The following is an 18,012-nucleotide window of genomic DNA, read 5'->3' on the forward strand; positions in this document are numbered from 1 at the left end:
AGAAGATCCTGAATGTCCGATGCGGCCGGACTCCGGGGACATGCCCAGGAGCCGTCCGGCGTATGCCTTCGGGCGACCGGTGGCGGGGATCGCACCGGCGCCGCGGGAGAGATCCCGACGACCCCGCAGGCGAGCACGGCTTGCAATAAAGTCGGCCGGATGGGGGATGAAGCGACGCTCCGCCTCGCGGCGGTGCTCGGAACCGAGGCATCCGAGGTGCTGCGCGCCGCGGCGAGCTCCCGGAACCGGGAGGTCGACCTGGCCGAACCCCGCTGGACGGCAGCGGGTTACACCGGCGCGCGGCTCGCCGCGGTGGTGGAGCGGTCGCGGCCGCCGGCACCGCAGCGGCCACGCAAATACGTCGTCAAGGTCTGTCCCGCGGACGGCCGACGCCGCGAAGGCGCGCGCCACCACGCCGCCTTGGAGATGTCTCCGGCTGACTTCGCCGCCCGCCATCTGGTCTCCATGGAAGGCGACCCGATCGGACTGCCGGGCGGGGGCGAGCTGTTGCTGCAGAACATCGCCGGCGCGAGCCTGGCCCGCTGCCGTCCGATGTCGGAGTTCGCCCCGGCCGACCGGGCCCTGACGGCCGCGGCGGTCGCCCGGGCGCTGACGCAGGACTGGACCGAGGAGACCACCTGGCACCTGGACGAGCTGACGGTGTCCGGCTTCCTGCGGGACGGACTCGACGCGACCTCCGCCGCGGCGGTAACCGACCTGGCGGACGCTCTCGGTGTCGACGCCACGCTGCTCGACCCCGGCGCCTGCTGGATCGAGACGGCCGAGGACGGCCCGCACAGACCACTGGTCAATCCGCTGGCCCTTCTCGACGGCTCGGTGGTCGGCCGTGACGACCGTGTGCAGTTCATCGCCGGGCTGACCCACCGGGACCTGCACGAGGACAACGTGCTCGTGCCGCGTGTCGACGGGAGAGTGGAGCACGAGTCCTTCCGGCTCGTCGACCTGTCGACGTTCGACGAGGCCGCCCCGCTCAGCGCCGACCTCGCCATGCTGGCGGTCTCCTCCGTCGTCCGCCTGCTGCCCGCCCAGACGCCCGCGCAGAACGAGGCCCTGCTGCACTACCTCGTCGACCGCACCGCGGCGGCGGCCGGCGACTCGCCCTCCGACACGACCGCACTCGTCGACGCCGTGCGCTATGCGGCCAGGCCCGCCTTCCTCCAGGCCGAGTTCGAGGAGAACTGGTCCGAGCAACTCCTGCTCTCCTTGGTCGCCACCGCCCTCCTTCACCTCTCCTTCGAGAACGTCGACGCCGAGGCCCGCTGGTGGCTGCTGCGCCTCGCCGCCCACGCCGGCACCGCGTTCCTGGAATCCCGGGGTGTACACGCACCCGAGGTCCGGCGGCTGATCGACCGCGTGGCCGTCACGGCGGTGCCTCGCACGAGGACCAGTACGAGCCGCCCACCGCAGGGGGCCGCCGAACCGCTGCGTGTCGAGGACGGGTTCAACCGATCCCTGCTGGTCGTCGTTCCCGGCGACGACCAGGACGAGGCATCCGGAGCGGTGCGGGAAACGGCCGCGACGGCGGTCCGCTCGTTCCGCGCGGTCGGATACGAGAGCGCAGGCGACGTCGTCGTGCCCCTCACCGGCCCACAGGTCCCGAGGGACCTGATCGCGCATAGGCTGGCGCGGACCGGCCCGCAGGACGCCGTCGCGCTCTACGTCACCGGCGTGGTCGAGCGTCTTGAGGCGACGACGAGCAGGCCGCGCCAGTTGGTCCTGCACACTCCGAGCTCCCGGCCCGGGCACGACCGCGGCACCCTGCCGCTGACCTCGCTGCTGGAAGGCCTGCGGGAACGGCCCCCGGGCGAAGGGGCCGGATCCCTGCTGCTCGTGCTCGACGTGCGCGGCGCCGACCCGGACGACGTGACGCGTGAGGCCGCCGCGATGATGGCGGACCTCGGCACGGGCGAGGGCCGTTCCGGAGGCCTGCACCTGGTGGTCGCGGTCCGCTCGGCGGGCGAGCCCGGCGCGGGATTCGCCACAGCGTGGGCGCACGCCCTGACCACCTGCGGCGACACGCCCCGCGACCAGCCCTACCTCGCGTTGGACGAGCTCGCCGACCGGCTGCGCGCGACCGCGCCACCCGGGTACGCGATTCGGGTCGCCTCGCCGACCCCGGCCGGTCCCAACCGCTGCCTGCCCAACCCCCGGCACCATCTCGCAGGCGTCGACCCCGGCGAGATGTCGTCCTGGTGGGAGCCGACGGCGCGGGCCTCGACGGGGGTCGGCGAGTCGGCCTGGTTCTTCAGCGGACGCCGCAAGCTGAACAAGCGGGTGACCGAGTGGCTCGCCGACCCGGCCGAACCGGTGCTCGTCCTCACCGGAGCCCCGGGGTCGGGCAAGAGCACCGTCATGGCGCGCACGGTGGTGGCCACCGTACCGGACCTGCGGGAACGGCTGCGTGGGCATCCCGGCGCCTTCCGGCCCGCGGAGACCCCGCCGGAGGACTTCCGTTTCGCCCTCACCATGCGCCTGACGAAACTCACCCTGGAAGAGGTGAAGGCCCGCCTGGAGCGGGTGACGGAGGGCTCCGGTGCGGGCGCGCTGCCGCCGGTCATCGCCCTCGACGGCCTGGACGAGGCGTACGACCCGCACCGCATCGTCGCCGAGGTGCTGCGTCCCCTGGTCCAACAGGCCCGGTCCGGCGGCCCCCGCCTGCTGATTGCCACCAGGAGCCGGCCGGTCGGGCACGACCCCACGGACGTACTGGCACCCCGTGGAGACCTGATCGGGCCCCTCGTCGGGGACGGTGGCACGGTCGTGGACGTGGGCGAAGCACCGTGGTTGGAGACCGGTGACATCGCCGAGTACTGCGAGCGGCTGCTCTCGGTCGAGGTCAACGACCGGGGAAACCCCAACATCTACGCCACAGGCCCGCGGGCGCGTCGCGTGCTCGCCCGCTCCATCGAGACCCAGGCCCGCCACTCCTTCCTGCTGGCCGCGCATGTCGCCCGCCGGCACACGCTGGACAGCGCACCGGCCGATGCGCAGAGCCCGGCGTGGCGTCGGCAGTTCCCACAGCGCATCGGGGACGCGATGCGCCAGGAGATCGAGGCCTTCTACGGGGTGGAGGAGGCCGACCGACAACTGGCGCTGCTGCGCCCGCTCGCGTTCGCAGAAGGCATCGGACTCACCCGCGAAACGGCCGGTGCGACCGACCTGTGGGCGCTGCTGGCCACCCGACTGGATCCGGACGGGCGCACGTTCGGCGACGCGGACGTGACCGCGCTGTTGGAGCAGCGCGTGGCGACCCACCTGGTCATGGAGGTCGACGCGGGCGGCCCCAGCGCCTACCGCTTCCACCACGAGGCGCTCGCCGAGTCGTTCCTGACCGGCCGCGGCGACCGCACGGTGGCCCACCGGGCCATCACCGGGGCGCTGCTCGACACACTGGTCGCGGGTGGCACGCGGGAGTGGCGGCGCGCGTCGGCCTATCTGCGGCGTGCGCTGCCCGAACACGCGCGCCAGGGCGGCGAGCTCACGTCCCTGACCGACGACCCGGGGCTGCTGACGCACTGCGACCCGGACCGGCTGCACGAGGCGCTGGTCTCCTCGGGAACACAACGACTGGTCTCCCTGAGCCGCCTGCTGCGCCCCTACCTGCACCGGCTGCGGACAGCCTCGCCTCCGGGACGGGGCTTTCTGCTGTCGGTCGCCGCGACCGTGATGAACCGGCACGGACTCTCCGACGCGCTCGCCGCGGCGGCCGGCATGCCGGTGTCCGTCGTCCATGTCCGGGTCCGCCACGAGGCGCTGCGGCAGTCGGTGGCCGAGGGCGCGCCGGTGTCGGCCCTGGCATGTGAGGACAGCCGCGACGGCGACCCGTTGCTCTTCATCGCCAACGGCCGCTTCCTCGACGTGCGGGACCCGGACTCGGGCGCGCTCGTCGAGACGATTCTGTCCGGGGCGGCCGAGGTGTGGGCCATGGCCGCCTACCTCGACGACGACGGCTTCCCCGTCGTCGCTACGGCCGGCCGGGACGGCGGCGTCCGGGTCTGGGACGCGACGACGCGCGCGCTGCGGGCCGAACACCCGGTGGACTTCCGGCGCGGTCTCGTCCACGGCGTCGGTGCCGACGGCGAGGCGTTCCTCGCCGGGTGGACGGACGAACACGTCGGCGTCTGGCGCCCGGGCCGGACCGACGAGGTGCTCGTGCTGCCCGTGGAATGGGAGCCGGGACGTCAACCCATCACCACGGCGACCGTGGTGCGGGACCGCGACGGCACCGACGTGCTGGCGGTGGGCGCCGGCGGCAGGGTCACCGTCTGGGAGCCCGACACCGGTCGTCTGCGCCACACGATCGACCTCGACGCGGCCTTCAACATCCAGCTCGCGGCACTGCAACCGGACCGCGCCGATGGCGTGTTGCTGATCACGACGGGCCTGCACTCGAAGGAGGCCCTGTTGTGGCGGTCGTCGACCGGCACACGCCCATGGCCCTTCCCCGAGGTCCCGGTCTGCACCGCGAGCTGGGAGGGCGAGGGCGGATCCGGCATCGCGCTCGGTTACGTCAGCGGCGCGGTCGACCTGTGGAACGGCGAGGAGCACTCCCCGCCGCGCCGCTTGCAGGAGGCGGGCATGTCTGTCCACGCCGTGCACATCGGCCCCGCGGGTGTGCCGCGGCCGGCGATCGTGGCCGTGGACACCGTCGGCCGTATCCGGGTGTGGGAATGGGGCCCGGGCCGGGACTCGACCACACTGGTCGGCTCGACCGCCCACGCCCTCGCCATGGGCGCGCTGCGCCAAGGCGGACGCTATGTGGCGGTCGGGCACAACAGCGGTGCGGACCTGTGGCGGCTCGACGAGGTCAGCCAGGACCCGGAGGCGTACGACCTGCACGACGCCGACGCCCATCTGATCGCGGTCGACGGGGTGTCGGCCGACTTCGCCACGCTCGGCGACGACGGCCGTATCCACCTCTGGTCGGCCCGCAGCGGCCGCTCCGTGGGCGCACTGCCCATTCCCACGGGCCACCCCTTCGCGGTCGCCGGGTGGAGCGGGCCCGACGGCGGCCGGATCGCCGTGACCTCGTCCACACTGCTGCAGATCTTCGCTCTCGAACCCGGCACGGGAGTGCTGCTGGAACGCGAATTGACGGCACCCGGCCGGCTCGCGGTGCTCGAACGTCCCGGGCGGGTACTGCTGGCCACGGCCGACCGTCGGCAGGTCCGCGTCATGGATCCGGCCACCGGCGACATGAATGACCTGGACGTGCCCGCGGCGACACCCTCGGGCCGGCCGTTGTCGGAGGCCGCCCGCAACGTGATCAGCCTCGCGTGGGTGTCCGCGCCCGGCTCCGACCCGGTCCTGGTCGCGGGCACCCAGGGCGGCCTGCTGGTCCGCTGGGCATGGGGCGACGACGGGCCCGCCCGGGCACTGCCGCCTCTCGCTGAGGAGTTGGGCATGGTCACGGTCGTCATGCCCGTACCCGGCGGCGACGGCATGCGGGTACTGGCGGGCGACACCCACGGTGGCCTGGCGGTGTACGACGCCGTCGACGGCTCGCTAGTGCACGACCTGTCGAGGGACGACGCACGCGTCATCGGAGCCACCGTCGTGGCGGCGTCGCCTCCGGTCGTGGTCACCGGCCACAGCGCCGACGACGCGTGCGGGCTGAAGGTCTGGAACCCGGAGACCGGCGGTCAGTCGGGCGCCGTGGTCCACCGGTCGCGTGCACACGACGCCTTTGTCGGTCCGCCCAGGGCCGGCCGGACGGCCGACGGCCGGCCGTTCGTCGTCTACGCCGTCGAGGACGGCGTAGAGCTGCTCCTGCTGGACCGGCCGAGCCACGACACCGCACCGGTACGGCTGCTGCTGCCCTTCACCGTCAACGACGTCACCGTCCAGGGCGACATGGTGTACCTCGCGGGAGGGGGAGGCTATCTGATGCTGACCGTGTCCTGTCCGGCGGCCGAGGCGGACCTGCCGGTGTCTTCGCGGGGTGACGATGAGTCCTGAACCGGCCCCGGGGCGGGCACGCACTTCGGCGGAGGACGCGCCGAGCGGTGTGGAGGAGCTCAGCGAGTGCCTGGGCGACGAGCGCTCGGCGCGGGCACTGGTCGAGTGGGCCGAGACCATGGCGGTGACCGTGCGGCCCCTGCGCCCCAAGTGGGCCCCGTCCGGCAAGGGGTACACCGGAGCGGTGCTGGCAGCCGTGACGATCACACCGGGTCCGGGAATCGTCGTGGTCAAGCTGTGTCCCGCCGATCAGCGCGTGGAACACGCCGCCCACACGCGGGCGCGACGGGCCTCCGAACTCCGGGGCGACTTCGCCCGGCAGCACCTCACCCAACAGCTCTACCCGCCGCACCCGGTGGGCGACGGACGGCTGTTGACGTTCCAGAGCCCCGCCGGTGACGACCTGCGCAACGTCGTCACGATGGCGCAGCTGAACGACGAGGACCTGCGGTCGACCTTTCGCACTGTCGTCACCGGCCTCGTCGCCGACTGGAACCAGGGGCTCGAGCCCAAGGACACCGAACTCGTGAGCGTCTCCGAGTTCCTGCGGCGCGAACTCGACACGTCGGTCGCCGAGGGCGGTTCGACACGGGCTTACGGCGCCGGGATCGAGAACCTGCGCCCCGACACGGCTTGGATCGAGATCGGCGACATCGTCCTGCCGAATCCGCTGGCCATGACCGTAGGCGATGCCGAGCTGCCCGACCCGCGGATCCCGGTCGTGCACGGGCTGGCCCACGGTGACCTGCATCTGCACAACGCCCTGGTGCCCCTGCGCAGGGGCACATTGCGTCCTGACGCCTTTCGGCTCATCGATCTGTCCACCTTCGCCGAAGACGCCCCGCTCACCCGGGACGTGGCGACACTGATGCTGTCGGTCCTGGCCGAGAGAGCGCCGACCGGCCTGATCGACGAGCACGAGCTCGCCTTGCTGCGCCACGTGGTCGATCCGAGGGACGCGTATGCGGCGCGCATCGTGCCCGAACTGGCACTTCTCGTCGATGACTTGCACTCCGCCTGTGCCGACGTGGCATCGGGCGGCTGGCAGGCTCTGTGGTCGGACCAGCTGCTGCTGTCCGTCCTGGCGACGGCGTTGCGCTTCACGACCTACGAGGACCTGGGCGAGGCCCGCAGGTGGAGGTTCTTCCGTCTGGCGGCCCACGCGGGCGGCGAGTTGCTGTCGCGGCACGGGGTGCTGCCGCCCTCGTCCGTGCCCGCGGTCTCGCCCCCGTCGCAGGCAGGTGCGGCAGGGCGCGCGTCCACGACCACCCGTGCCACGACCGTCGCCCTACGAGAGCCCGACGTCCACGCCGCCACACCGTCGGCGAACGCCGCCATACCACCGGCGAACGCCGCCGCACCACCGGCGAACCGGCCCCCCGTCCCGCACATGGCCCCCGCCGTGCCGACCGACTTCGTCGACCGGCCCGCCGAAGGCACCGACCTGCTCCGTTCCCTCCTGGCGGCCGCCGCGGCGGGTGAGCGGGTACCGACGGAAGGACACAGCGCCGTCGGCCTGACCTCCTCCGTCACCGGTGTCCACGGCACGGGAGGCTTCGGCAAGACCACGCTCGCCGCCTGGGTCTGTCACCACCCGGAGGTGCGAGCCGCCTTCCCCGACGGTGTGCTGTGGGCGCAGCTCGGCCAGGACCCACCGCACCAGCGGATCATCGCCTGGGCCCGCGACCTCGTCACGCTTCTCACGGGCACCGAACCCCCGGTCTACGCCACGGTGGAGGCGGCCGGCGAACATCTGGGCGCGACGCTGGAGGGCCGCCGCGTACTGCTCGTGGTCGATGACGTGTGGCGTCGGGAGGACGTGGAACCCTTCCTCTGGGGCGGCAGCGGCTGCGTCCGGCTGGTGACCACCCGCAGACCCGGGGTGCTGGACGCGTCGGCGCCGCTGATCCGCATCGACCGCATGTCCTCCGCGCAGTCCCTGAACCTGCTGGCAGCGGGAATCGAGGGAGCGGACAACACCACGCTGCTCCCGCTGTTCGAGCGCTCCGGCAACTGGCCGCTGGCGTTGAGACTGCTGAACGGCGTACTGCGCAGCATGGTTCACCGCAGCGGGATGGCCCTGCCGGACGTCGTGTCCGAGATGGCCGAGGAGCTGGACCGGTACGGTCTGGCGGGCCCCCTCGACGCCTATCCGGCCCCCGGCATCCGCACGGTGGAAGCCACGGTCGACCTCAGCCTCCACGAACTGGCCCGGATCCCGCGCACCGGCCGCGGTTCACTGGGCCGGCTGGCGGCCATGGCCTGCTTCCCGGAGGACCAGCACATCCCCTACCGCTGGCTCGCCAGGCTCTGGGGAGTGTCCGAACTGACCGCGCGCCGCGAGTGCGTGCGGCTGGAGGAGCACTCCCTGCTGGCCCAGCACGACCCAGAGGGCGTACGGCTGCACGACGTCATCCGTGACGTCCTGCGCCGTCGCGACCCGGAAGCGGTCCGGCAGGCACATCAGACCTTGCTGGAGGGGCATGCCGCGCTGTGCGGCGGGGCGGGCTGGCACGCCCTGGCCGCACCCGGCGCCGATCCCGCGTTCCTGGACAACGTCACCTACCACCTCGCGGGAGCCCTCGCCTCCACCGACCTCCACCACACCACCACCGACTTCCGGTTTCTCGTCGAACGGGTCTGGCGCAGCGGTCCGGCCGCCCTGGAGGCGGAAGCGGCGCGCTACTGCTCGATGTTCCCGGTCCTGAGAATGGACCGCTTCGCCATGGAACTCGGCGAACTGGTCCACGGAGAGGCTCATCTCCTGGCCGGTCATGTGCGGCGCCTCGATCTCGCCGTCACCCTGCACAGCCGTTGTCTGGCATGGAAGGAGGTCCGGCGACGACTGCACCACACGCACGAGGTCCTGCGCGGCGGGCTCGTCGCGACGGAACCCTTCCCCGACGATCCGGACGGGCGGCTGTGGCGGGTACTGACCGGCCACACGGGGCCCGTGCACGCGCTGTGCTGGCGGGCGGACGGCCGGGTGCTGGTCAGCGGCAGCGGGGACGGCACGCTGAGGATCCGCCGCGTCGACGACGAACGACCGGACGCGGTGGTGGACGTGGCCGGCGAAGGCGACGGCTCAGTGGTCAGCCTGTCCTGGAGCCCCGACGTCTCGACCCTGGCCGTGGGCACGGACCGCGGGGAGGTGGTCCTGGTGGATCCCTCCGAGCACCGGATCACACGGCGGCTCGTCCTCTCCGAAGAGGACCAGCAGCGCGTGATGGTCGCCTTCACTCCCGACTCCCGGGCCGTCACCGTCGCCCTCGGCAAAGAGGTACGGCTGTGGCACGAGCCCTACGACAAGGACGGCCTGGGACCGCCGCTCCCCGGCCCGCGCGACACCTCTTGTACGGCTGTGCGGTGGCACGAGCACGGAGGGCTCGCCGTCGGTCTCGCCGACGGCCGGGTTCAGCTTTGGGAGCGGGCGGCGACGGAGGCCGAGCCCACCGTGGTCGACACGGGCGGACCGTCGGTCCAGGCACTGGACTGGCATCCCGACGGCGACCTGTTGGCCGTGATCGGCCATTCGGCGACCGTGACCGTCATCGACCGCCGCAGCGCCACGGTCGTGGCCCGGATCTCCGGACAGGCGCGTCCCGGGGCGGCGTGGTTCCAGTCGCTGTGCTGGACCTCGCCGGGGGACGCGCTGCTCGCGGGGGACAACGACGGGACTGTCTTCGTCTGGAAGTTCACCCGGCAGCCGGACGGACCGTGCCTGGAACTCGAGGACACCTTCTCCGCCCGAGGCGTCCAGGTACGGGCGATCGCTCCTCAACCGAACGAGGACCGGATCGCCGTGGGCAGCCGTCAACCGGCGGTACGGCTCTGGATCCTCGACCGGCACTCCGCCCCGGACGCCGGACTGGCCGAGCGGGTGAACACCGTGCTCTGGTCACCCACCGGCGCACTGGCCGCGGGGAACGCCGGAGGCCAACTGATGGTGACCGACAGGGGGATCGGGGAACTTCCCGCCTGGCCGCGGTACGCCGTGCGAGCCCATGACGGCGACCTCAGGGCCATGGCCTGGGCGCCGGACGGGGGTCGGCTGCTCAGCGTCGGTGACGACGGCAGGGTCCTGCTGTGGGACGCCGGCCGGCGCGAGGTGATCCGTACCCTCGCGAGGAAGCTGACCTACGCGGCGGCGGTCGCCTGGAGCCCTGACGGACGATGGGCCGCGGCCGCCGACACCGACGTGGTGCTGTGGGAGACCGAGACCTGGAAAGGGGTCCACACCACCCCGCTGGGGGCCAGTGTCAACGCGCTGTCGTTCGCCCCCGACGGCTCTCGACTGATCGCGGCCACCTCGTCGATGGAGGTGCGTGCCATCCACCTGGACCCCGCAGGACGTCCCACGGGGAGGATCGACCTCTGGCCGGGGCACAGGAGTTCGGTCAGCGCCGTGTGCTGGTCGCACGACGGACGGCACCTGGCCACCGCCGGTTACGACGGCCATGTGCTCCTGTGGGATCCCGCCACGGGACGGCCACGCCATGTCCTGGAGGGCGACGGATCCGCGATGTGGTCCGTGGCCGTGTCACGGGACGGAACGAGTCTCGTGGCCGTCACCATGGACGGAACGGCGCATCTGTGGGACACCGGGACGGCGGTCGAGGTGTGCCGGCTGAGGGTGGACGGCCATCTGTCCTCCTGTTCCTTCCACCCGTACGAGCATCGCCTCGTCCTTGGAGGCTCGGCGGGCCTGTACGCGTGCGAGGTCTCCTCCGACGTGGTGGACGACCGGTGAGCACGGGCCACCCTTCCTGACGTTATGTCAGGACCAGCTCCACACCTGGTTGGTGCTGCCCGCGCACCCGAAGCCCTGGACCGTCTGACCGTCCTTCCCGGAAGAGGTGGCCTCCGCGTCCAGACAGAAGCCGTCCGGGACGCTGACCAGAGTCCGGCCGCCGGACGGACCGGAGGCGCCGAGGCGCCACCGCTGGGCGCTCAGCCCGTTGCAGTTCCTGGCGCGGATCTTCTGGCCGTTCTGGCCGACGGTGCCGAGGCCGGCGTCCAGACAGCGGTGGTTGCCCTGATTGACGACGATGTAATGGGAACCCTGACCGGGCACGCGATGCAGAGCCCACTTCTGGACAGCTGTGCCGTTGCACGTCCACACCTGGACGTTCAGGCCGTCCCCGCCCGTGGCCCCGGTGTGGGCGTCGAGACACCTGGCGACCGAGGCGCCGTCGACGCTCTCGGTCACGGTCAGCGAACCGACCTGCACCGGCCCGCGCGCCATGCCGTACAGCAGCTGCTTGGTCTCCGCGTCGGCCTTTCCGTTCACGGCGATCCCGGCCTCGGCCTGGAAGGCCTTGAGCGCGGTGACCGTCGCCTCCCCGAACTGCCCGTCGACCGTGACATGCAGTCCGTAGCCCGCGAGCAGCAGTTGCAGGGCCTTGACGCAGTCGCCGTGGGCTCCCGAGACGATCTCGGCGGCGCACGCGGCGGACCTGAGGTCCAGGGACGTGGGATTCCGCGTCTCGGCCGGACTCGACGGCTTGCCCGCCGCCCGGTCCGTCGTCGGCGGTGTGGAGGTGGGCGCGCTCTTGGACATGCCGGGCGTCGGGGGCGGGTTTCCGAACACGGCCGGGGATGTCTCCGGCCGGGGGGCCGCCGACGTCCGGCTGTCGCCTCGTTGCAGCAGCGTCACGGTGACGCCCGCGGCGACCAGGACAGCCGCCGTTGCGGCGGCCCCCACTATCAACCGTCCGCGCTTCCTGGACGCGGCAGGGGCGGCTCTCGCGCTGGGTGCCGACGATGCGGCGCGCGGGGCGGAGGGCGCGGCGGCGGGAAGTGCCTCGGACCGCTCGGCGTGGAGGGGCGCACGCTTGGACGGATGTTTGCGTGCGGCTTGTGAGGGGCCGCCGGTGGGCGCCGACAACTGGTGCCCGATGGCGGTCCTGAACACGGTCTCCGGTAACGGCCGTTGCTCGGGATCCTTGTCCAGGCAGGTGCGGATGAACGCGGCCAGTTCCGCATCGACGTCCGCCACCTTGCCGAGGACTTCTTCCCGCGGCGATTCGAAGGCCACCCGGTGCAGCACGTCGACACCCGTGCCTTCGCCGAACGGCGCCTGCCCCGCGACGGCGTAGGTGAGGGTGGAGGCCAGGGAGAAGACGTCGGAGGCGGCGGTCACCTCCAGGCCTCTGGTCTGTTCCGGGGACATGTAGGCGGGGGTTCCCACGTTCTGGCCCGTGGCGGTGAGGGAGGTGCCGTCGCCGGCCTGGACGACACCGAAGTCGATGACGCGGGCACCGTCGGCTCCGAGGATCACATTGGACGGTTTGAGGTCGCGGTGGACGAGCCCCGCACGCCATATGGCCTCGATCGCACGCCCCACGTCCGCCAGCAGCCGCCAGGCCGCCGCCGCGTCGATCGGGCCGCGCTCGGTGACGACGTCCGAGAGAGTGGGCCCCGGTATGTGCTCGGTGGCGACCCAGACCAGGTCCTCATCGCAGCCGCTGCCCATGAGCCGTACGATGTGCGCCCCCTTGACGCGGTCCAGCGCGCCGACCTCCCGCTCGAAACGCTTCCGGAACAGCGGGTCTTCCGCGTATTCGGGCCGGATCACCTTGACCGCGGCCAGACCTGCCCCGCCGGTGGTGTCCCGGCCGAGATAGACCCGGCCCATGCCACCGCTGCCGAGCACCGTCTCCAGCCGGTACGGGCCCGCCTGCCTCGGGTCGCTCTTCCGCAGCGGGATCACGGGCGGCGGTTCCATACCGACCGCCGCGTAGGCCAATATTTCGGACCGGCCGCGGTGCTGCACTGGCATGGGGTTCCTGGTCTCTCGCGTGACGCGTGTGAGCGCGAGATTAGCGCAGCACACTTGTACGACAGGCGAGTTGGCCGGATTCCGCCCGGAGTCTGTGGCTGTCCACTGAACGTCCTGGTTCCAGGCGACGGTTCGGCGCCGAGGTCATGTGCGGATGGGCCGGCGGCGACCGCCTTGCGTTGGTTGATTCCACCCAACGCAAGGCGGGCCGGCCGCTTCGAACCGCACGCGTCGTTGCGGGCGGGAGGTGAGACGTACTTCGGTCAGATGGTGTCGGCCGGGAGTTCGCCCGTGAAGGCGGCGGCCATGCGGAGCCAGGGGGCGGCCTCGTCGTGGCGTGCCTGGCGTTCCAGCGTGCGTCCGAGCATCAGGTGGGCGTAGTGCTCGACCGGGTCACGGTCGATGATCTCGCGCAACTGCTCCTCGGCTCGCCGCAGTTGCGCGGAGTGGTAGTACGCGCGGGCCAGCAGCAGTCGGGGGCCGGTCTGCTCGGGGACTTCCTCGACGACGGCGGCGAGCAGCTTGGCGGCCCCGGCGTAGTCCTTGGCCTCGAAGCGCGCCTGGGCCCGCTCCCAACGCTCGCCGGTGGTCTCCTCGTGGGGGACACCGACACCATGGTCGAAGAGGTGCCGGGCAGTTGCCCAGCGGTCGGCCGCGACGTCGCCGTTCGGCTGGTAGTCGTTGAGGTTGTCGATCACGACGTTTCCCTTCCTGGAGTCGTGTGCGGCGGCCGTCCGGAGTTCTCGCAGCCGGACGGCCGCTGTTGAAGTCCTCGACGGGCCGCAGGACTTCGACCTGGTGTTCATCACGAGCCGGCTCTCGACGGGTCCGAGGACTCAGCCGGTCGACGCCGCGGACATGCGCTCGGCGTCGCGAGCGGCGACCAGTGAGGTGTGTGTCGGAGCGTCGGGCACGGTGGCCGGTCGGTTCCTGGCGAATTCCTCGCGGAGGACGGGTACGACTTCTTCGCCGAGGAGGTCGAGCTGCTCCAGCACGGTCTTGAGGGGTATGCCGATGCCGTCCACGTTGAACAACTGGCGTTGGTAGTGGCCGAAGTGCTCGCGGAAGGTGAGTGTCTTTTCGATGACCTGCTGCGGCGAGCCGACGGTCAGTGGCGTCTGGTCCATGTACTGCTCCAGCGAGGGGCCGCCGCCCATCTGGGGGGAGTGGTCGAAGTAGGGGCGGAACTCGCGTATGGCGTTCTGGGAGTTGTGGTGCATGTAGATGTGGCCGCCGACGCCGACGATGGCCTGTTCGGGGGTGCCGTGGCCGTAGTGGGCGTAGCGCTCGCGGTAGAGGTTGATGAGTTTCTGGAAGTGTTCCTTGGGCCAGAAGATGTTGTTGGCGAAGAAGCCGTCGCCGTAGTAGGCGGCTTGTTCGGCGATTTCGGGGGAGCGGATGGAGCCGTGCCAGACGAAGGGGGGTACGTCGTCCAGTGGGCGGGGGGTGGAGGTGAAGGACTGCAGGGGTGTGCGGAACCTGCCCTCCCAGTCGACGGTCTCCTGGCGCCAGAGCTGGTGGAGGAGCGCGTAGTTCTCGATGGCGAGCAGGATGCCCTGGCGGATGTCCTTGCCGAACCAGGGGTAGACGGGGCCGGTGTTGCCGCGGCCCATCATGAGGTCGACGCGTCCGTCGGCGAGGTGCTGGAGCATCGCGTAGTCCTCGGCGATCTTCACCGGGTCGTTGGTGGTGATCAGTGTGGTCGACGTGGAGAGGATGAGCTTCTCCGTCCGTGCCGCGATGTGGCCGAGCATGGTGGTGGGGGAGGACGGCACGAACGGCCGGTTGTGGTGCTCGCCGGTCGCGAAGACGTCGAGGCCCACCTCCTCGGCCTTCTGCGCGATGGTCACCATCGCCTTGATCCGCTCATGCTCGGTCGGTGTCCGGCCGGTGGTCGGATCGGTGGTCACGTCACCGACGGTGAAGATCCCGAACTGCATTGCACCCATCTCCATGCGGTTGATGTATCAACTGAAGCGGTGAACGTGGCGCCGAGCCTCGGTATTCCGTCTCAGTCGCTCCCTCGACGCCTTGGCCTCGGAAGAGCTCGGCACGCTCACCCAGGCATCTGGTTGACACATCAAAAGTCGAGGTTAATGTAGGTGATGCATCACCTAGCGGGCCTCGATGGACCGTAGCCGGGCGTGGCCGGCCGAACACCACGCGCATGCCGGACAGGCCACCGCTGACCGCATTCCCGGCATCGAGATCGAAGGCGTTCTGCCTATGTCCGCGGGCGCGGACACTCGGAGAGGTTCCCATGAGCGCGGTAGCCAGGACCGGACTTCAGGCTTTGCCGACCTTTGAGGAGAGCGTTCTCGTACTGATCGACCATCAGCCGTTCCATGTCGCCAACGTGAACAGCCATGAGCCGACGCTGATCGTCAACAATGTCGTCGGTCTTGCCGAGACCGCCAAGGCATTCGGTGTCCCGACCATTCTGACGACCGTGGCGGAGGGGCGCGGCGGCTATCTCGTCCAAGAGCTGCAGGACGTGTTCCCGGAGCAGAAGCCGATCGACAGGACGTTCATCAACGCCTGGCAGGATGATCGCGTTGTGGAGGCCGTCAAGGCGACCGGGCGCAGGAAGCTGATCATCGCCGGCCTCTGGACCGAGATCTGTGTGGCGATGTCGGCGATACATGCCACGGGTGAGGGTTTCGAGGTGTACGTCGTCACCGACGCTTCGGGCGGTGTGTCGAAGGAGGCCCACGACATGGCCGTCCGGCGCATGGCTCGGGCGGGCGTTGTTCCGATCACCTGGTCGGCCCTGGCGGGTGAGCTCCAGTGCGACGGGATCCGGGAGGAGGCCGTGCCGGCGGTGGCCCAGGCCCAGACGGAGTACGACGGTGTCGCCTTCGGCTGGGAGGCGCAGCTTCTCGCCTGCCACGCGGGAGTCGGCGGCTGACGCCATGGACACCGCAGAAGGCCCGCGCGCCGAGACCAGGGCGATCCTGTGCGCCCGCGGGCGAAGCGGCCGCCGGCCGTAGTGCGCTCACTCGGGGCCGTACGGTGAGTGATGCCGTCGTGCCCGTCCCGCACAAGTAGTCGCCCCTGACAGCTTGGAGCCGAAGCAGATGTCTCTCACAGTGCAGTTCTCCGAATACGGCAGCACCGACGTGCTGAGTGTGGTGGATGTGCCGCCGCCCACTCCGGGCCCCGGCCAGGTACGGCTCGTGGTGCGGGCCGCGGGGGTCAATCCGATCGACTGGAAGATCCTGCGTGGCTATATGAGCCAGGTGATGCCCCTCGATCTTCCGGCGGGTCTCGGGTCCGACGTGGCCGGCGTGGTCGACCAGGTCGGAGCAGGGGTGACCGCTTTCGAGGTGGGTGACGAGGTGCTGGGGGCGTCCATCACCCCTTCCTACGCCCAGTCCGCGCTCGCCGACCCTGCCGTGCTGGTCGCCAAGCCGGCCTCCGTCTCCTGGGAGGTGGCGGGGAGCCTGGCAGGCCCGGGCATCACCGCCTGGGAGGTGCTCGACAAGCTCGAGATCGCCAAGGGGGAGACGCTGCTGGTGCATGCCGCCGCCGGCGGGGTGGGCACGTTCGCCGTGCAGCTGGCAGTGGCCCGTGGCGCGCGGGTGATCGGCACCGCGAGCGAGTCCAACCACGAACAGTTGCGCTCGCTCGGCGCGGAACCTGTCACGTATGGCGAGGGGCTGGTCGACCGCGTACGGGCCATCGCTCCCCAGGGCGTCGACGCGGTCCTCGACGCCTCCGGCCGCGGTGAGATCCCGGACTCGATCGACCTCGCGGGCGGCCCGGCACGCGTCCTCACCCTCGTGGCGTTCGACGCCGCGGACACCGGCATCCAGGTCCACATGAGCGCGCCGGGAGAGAACGGTGCCCAAGCCCTTCGGGACATTCTGAACCTCATGGAGCAGGGACGGCTGAGGGTTCCGATCTGGCGTACCTTCCCCTTGGCGGAGGCGGCGGACGCGCTGCAGGTCAGCCAGGCGGGGCATCTGGGAGGCAAGATCGTGCTGCTTCCCGCATAGGGGAACGCTCCCCAGACACCCAGAACCCAACGGTCACCCCGTCCACGTACGGGTACCCGACCTCCGCCGGATCCTGATGCGCGCCCGACGACAAGTCAGGCGCGCAGGCCCTTGAGCCCGTCGTAGGCCGCCATCACGACCTCGAGTCCCCGGTAGTCGTCCCCGGGCTCGCGCATCTGGTTCGGCACGTACGACACCGCCATGCGCGCGTCGGGTTCGATCATGACCGTCGCGCCGCCCCAGCCGCTCCAGCCGTACGTAGTGCCGAACAGGCCGTACCCCATGCCGTAGCGCATCGGCATGCCCAGGAGGCGGTCCTCGCCACGGAACTGTTCCTCCCACGCACGAGCACAGCCGGCCTGCGACAGCAGCCGCACCCCATGCACCGTTCCGCCGCACGCCATCACCGACTGCACGAGGGCGACCGAGCGGGCGTTGCCGAATCCGCTCGCCGCGGGGATCTCCGCGCGCCGCCAGGCGACGCTGTTCCCGTCACGGACCCGTATCCCACCTCCGGCGGTAGGGGGTGCGGTCTTGCCGGGGGCGCTCGACACGTAGTCCTCGTCGCGCGACAGCGGCGGGATCGCGAGCGCGACCCGGTGGTCGTGCTCGGCGGACAACCCGATGTGGAAGTCCGCGCCCAGCGGCCCGGCCACCTCGTCGGCGAAGAACTCGCCCAGGCCGCGGCCGGTGATCCGGCGCACGACCTCGCCGACCAGGAACCCCTGGGTGAGCGAGTGGTATCCGGCCGCGGTGCCCGGCTCCCAGCGCGGAGCCTGCGCGGCGAGCCGCGCCGTGGCCGACGGCCAGTCGTAGAGATCCTCGGCCGTCGTCGGCCCGTCCCAGTCGGGCAGGCCCGCGGTGTGCGCGAGCAGGTGCCGCACCAGCACCCCGTCCTTGCCCGCCGCGGCGAACTCCGGCCAGTACCGGGCGACCGGCGCGGTCAGGTCGAGCTCGCCGCGGTCGGCCAGGACCAGGGCACACAGCGCCGTCATCGTCTTGGTGACCGACCAGACGCCCGCGATCGTGTCGCGCTGCCACGGGACCGTGCGATCCGTGTCGGTGAATCCGCCCCAGACGTCCACCACCGGCTCACCGTCCACGAAGACCGCCACCGAGGCGCCCACGTCTCCGGCATCGAGCAACTCGGCGAGTGCGCCGGGTACCGCGGAGAAGAGATCGTCGTACGAACCCTGAATCTCGGCCATGCGCGGAACTTAGCCCGCACCGCACCACCGTGGTCAACCGAATATC

Annotated in this window: 8 protein-coding genes; 4 read left to right on the plus strand and 4 right to left on the minus strand. The window is 71.2% G+C overall.

Features of this window, described 5'->3' with window-relative positions; genetic code table 11:
- Nucleotides 1-159: 159 nt before the first annotated feature.
- Together OG798_RS50590 and OG798_RS50595 are read left to right on the plus strand one after the other, a co-directional pair.
- Nucleotides 160-5,979 (plus strand): hypothetical protein, encoded by a 5,820-nt coding sequence (locus OG798_RS50590; RefSeq protein WP_328759605.1) that lies wholly within the window; start codon nucleotides 160-162, stop codon nucleotides 5,977-5,979.
- A complete protein-coding gene (locus OG798_RS50595; protein ID WP_328759606.1) occupies nucleotides 5,969-10,729 on the plus strand; it encodes an NB-ARC domain-containing protein in 4,761 nt (1,586 codons plus the stop codon). Before OG798_RS50590 ends, OG798_RS50595 begins: the two co-directional genes overlap by 11 nt.
- 27 nt (nucleotides 10,730-10,756) lie before the next feature.
- Here OG798_RS50595 and OG798_RS50600 read toward each other — a convergent pair whose 3' ends face one another.
- From OG798_RS50600 to OG798_RS50610, 3 genes are all read right to left on the minus strand, one after another.
- Nucleotides 10,757-12,760, minus strand: a complete 2,004-nt coding sequence (locus OG798_RS50600; RefSeq protein WP_328759607.1) for a protein kinase domain-containing protein — start codon at nucleotides 12,758-12,760, stop codon at nucleotides 10,757-10,759.
- A gap of 263 nt (nucleotides 12,761-13,023) precedes the next feature.
- The gene (locus OG798_RS50605) at nucleotides 13,024-13,458 is read right to left on the minus strand and encodes a tetratricopeptide repeat protein (RefSeq protein WP_257016219.1); all 435 of its coding nucleotides are present in this window, start codon (nucleotides 13,456-13,458) and stop codon (nucleotides 13,024-13,026) included.
- A gap of 138 nt (nucleotides 13,459-13,596) precedes the next feature.
- The gene (locus OG798_RS50610) at nucleotides 13,597-14,700 is read right to left on the minus strand and encodes an LLM class flavin-dependent oxidoreductase (RefSeq protein ID WP_328760195.1); all 1,104 of its coding nucleotides are present in this window, start codon (nucleotides 14,698-14,700) and stop codon (nucleotides 13,597-13,599) included.
- Between the two features lie 320 nt (nucleotides 14,701-15,020).
- On the opposite strand from OG798_RS50610, the gene OG798_RS50615 reads away from it, so the two are divergent.
- Together OG798_RS50615 and OG798_RS50620 are read left to right on the plus strand one after the other, a co-directional pair.
- Nucleotides 15,021-15,668, plus strand: a complete 648-nt coding sequence (locus OG798_RS50615; RefSeq protein ID WP_328759608.1) for a hydrolase — start codon at nucleotides 15,021-15,023, stop codon at nucleotides 15,666-15,668.
- 169 nt (nucleotides 15,669-15,837) lie between these two features.
- Entirely contained in the window at nucleotides 15,838-16,758 is a 921-nt protein-coding gene (locus OG798_RS50620) for an NADP-dependent oxidoreductase (RefSeq protein WP_328759609.1), read from the plus strand.
- A 95-nt stretch (nucleotides 16,759-16,853) separates the two neighbouring features.
- On the opposite strand, the gene OG798_RS50625 is transcribed toward OG798_RS50620, so the two are convergent.
- Nucleotides 16,854-17,966 (minus strand): serine hydrolase domain-containing protein, encoded by a 1,113-nt coding sequence (locus OG798_RS50625; protein WP_328759610.1) that lies wholly within the window; start codon nucleotides 17,964-17,966, stop codon nucleotides 16,854-16,856.
- Nucleotides 17,967-18,012 lie beyond the last annotated feature (46 nt).

It is taken from the genome of Streptomyces sp. NBC_00271 (assembly GCF_036178845.1).
In the GTDB taxonomy this organism is placed as follows: domain Bacteria; phylum Actinomycetota; class Actinomycetes; order Streptomycetales; family Streptomycetaceae; genus Streptomyces.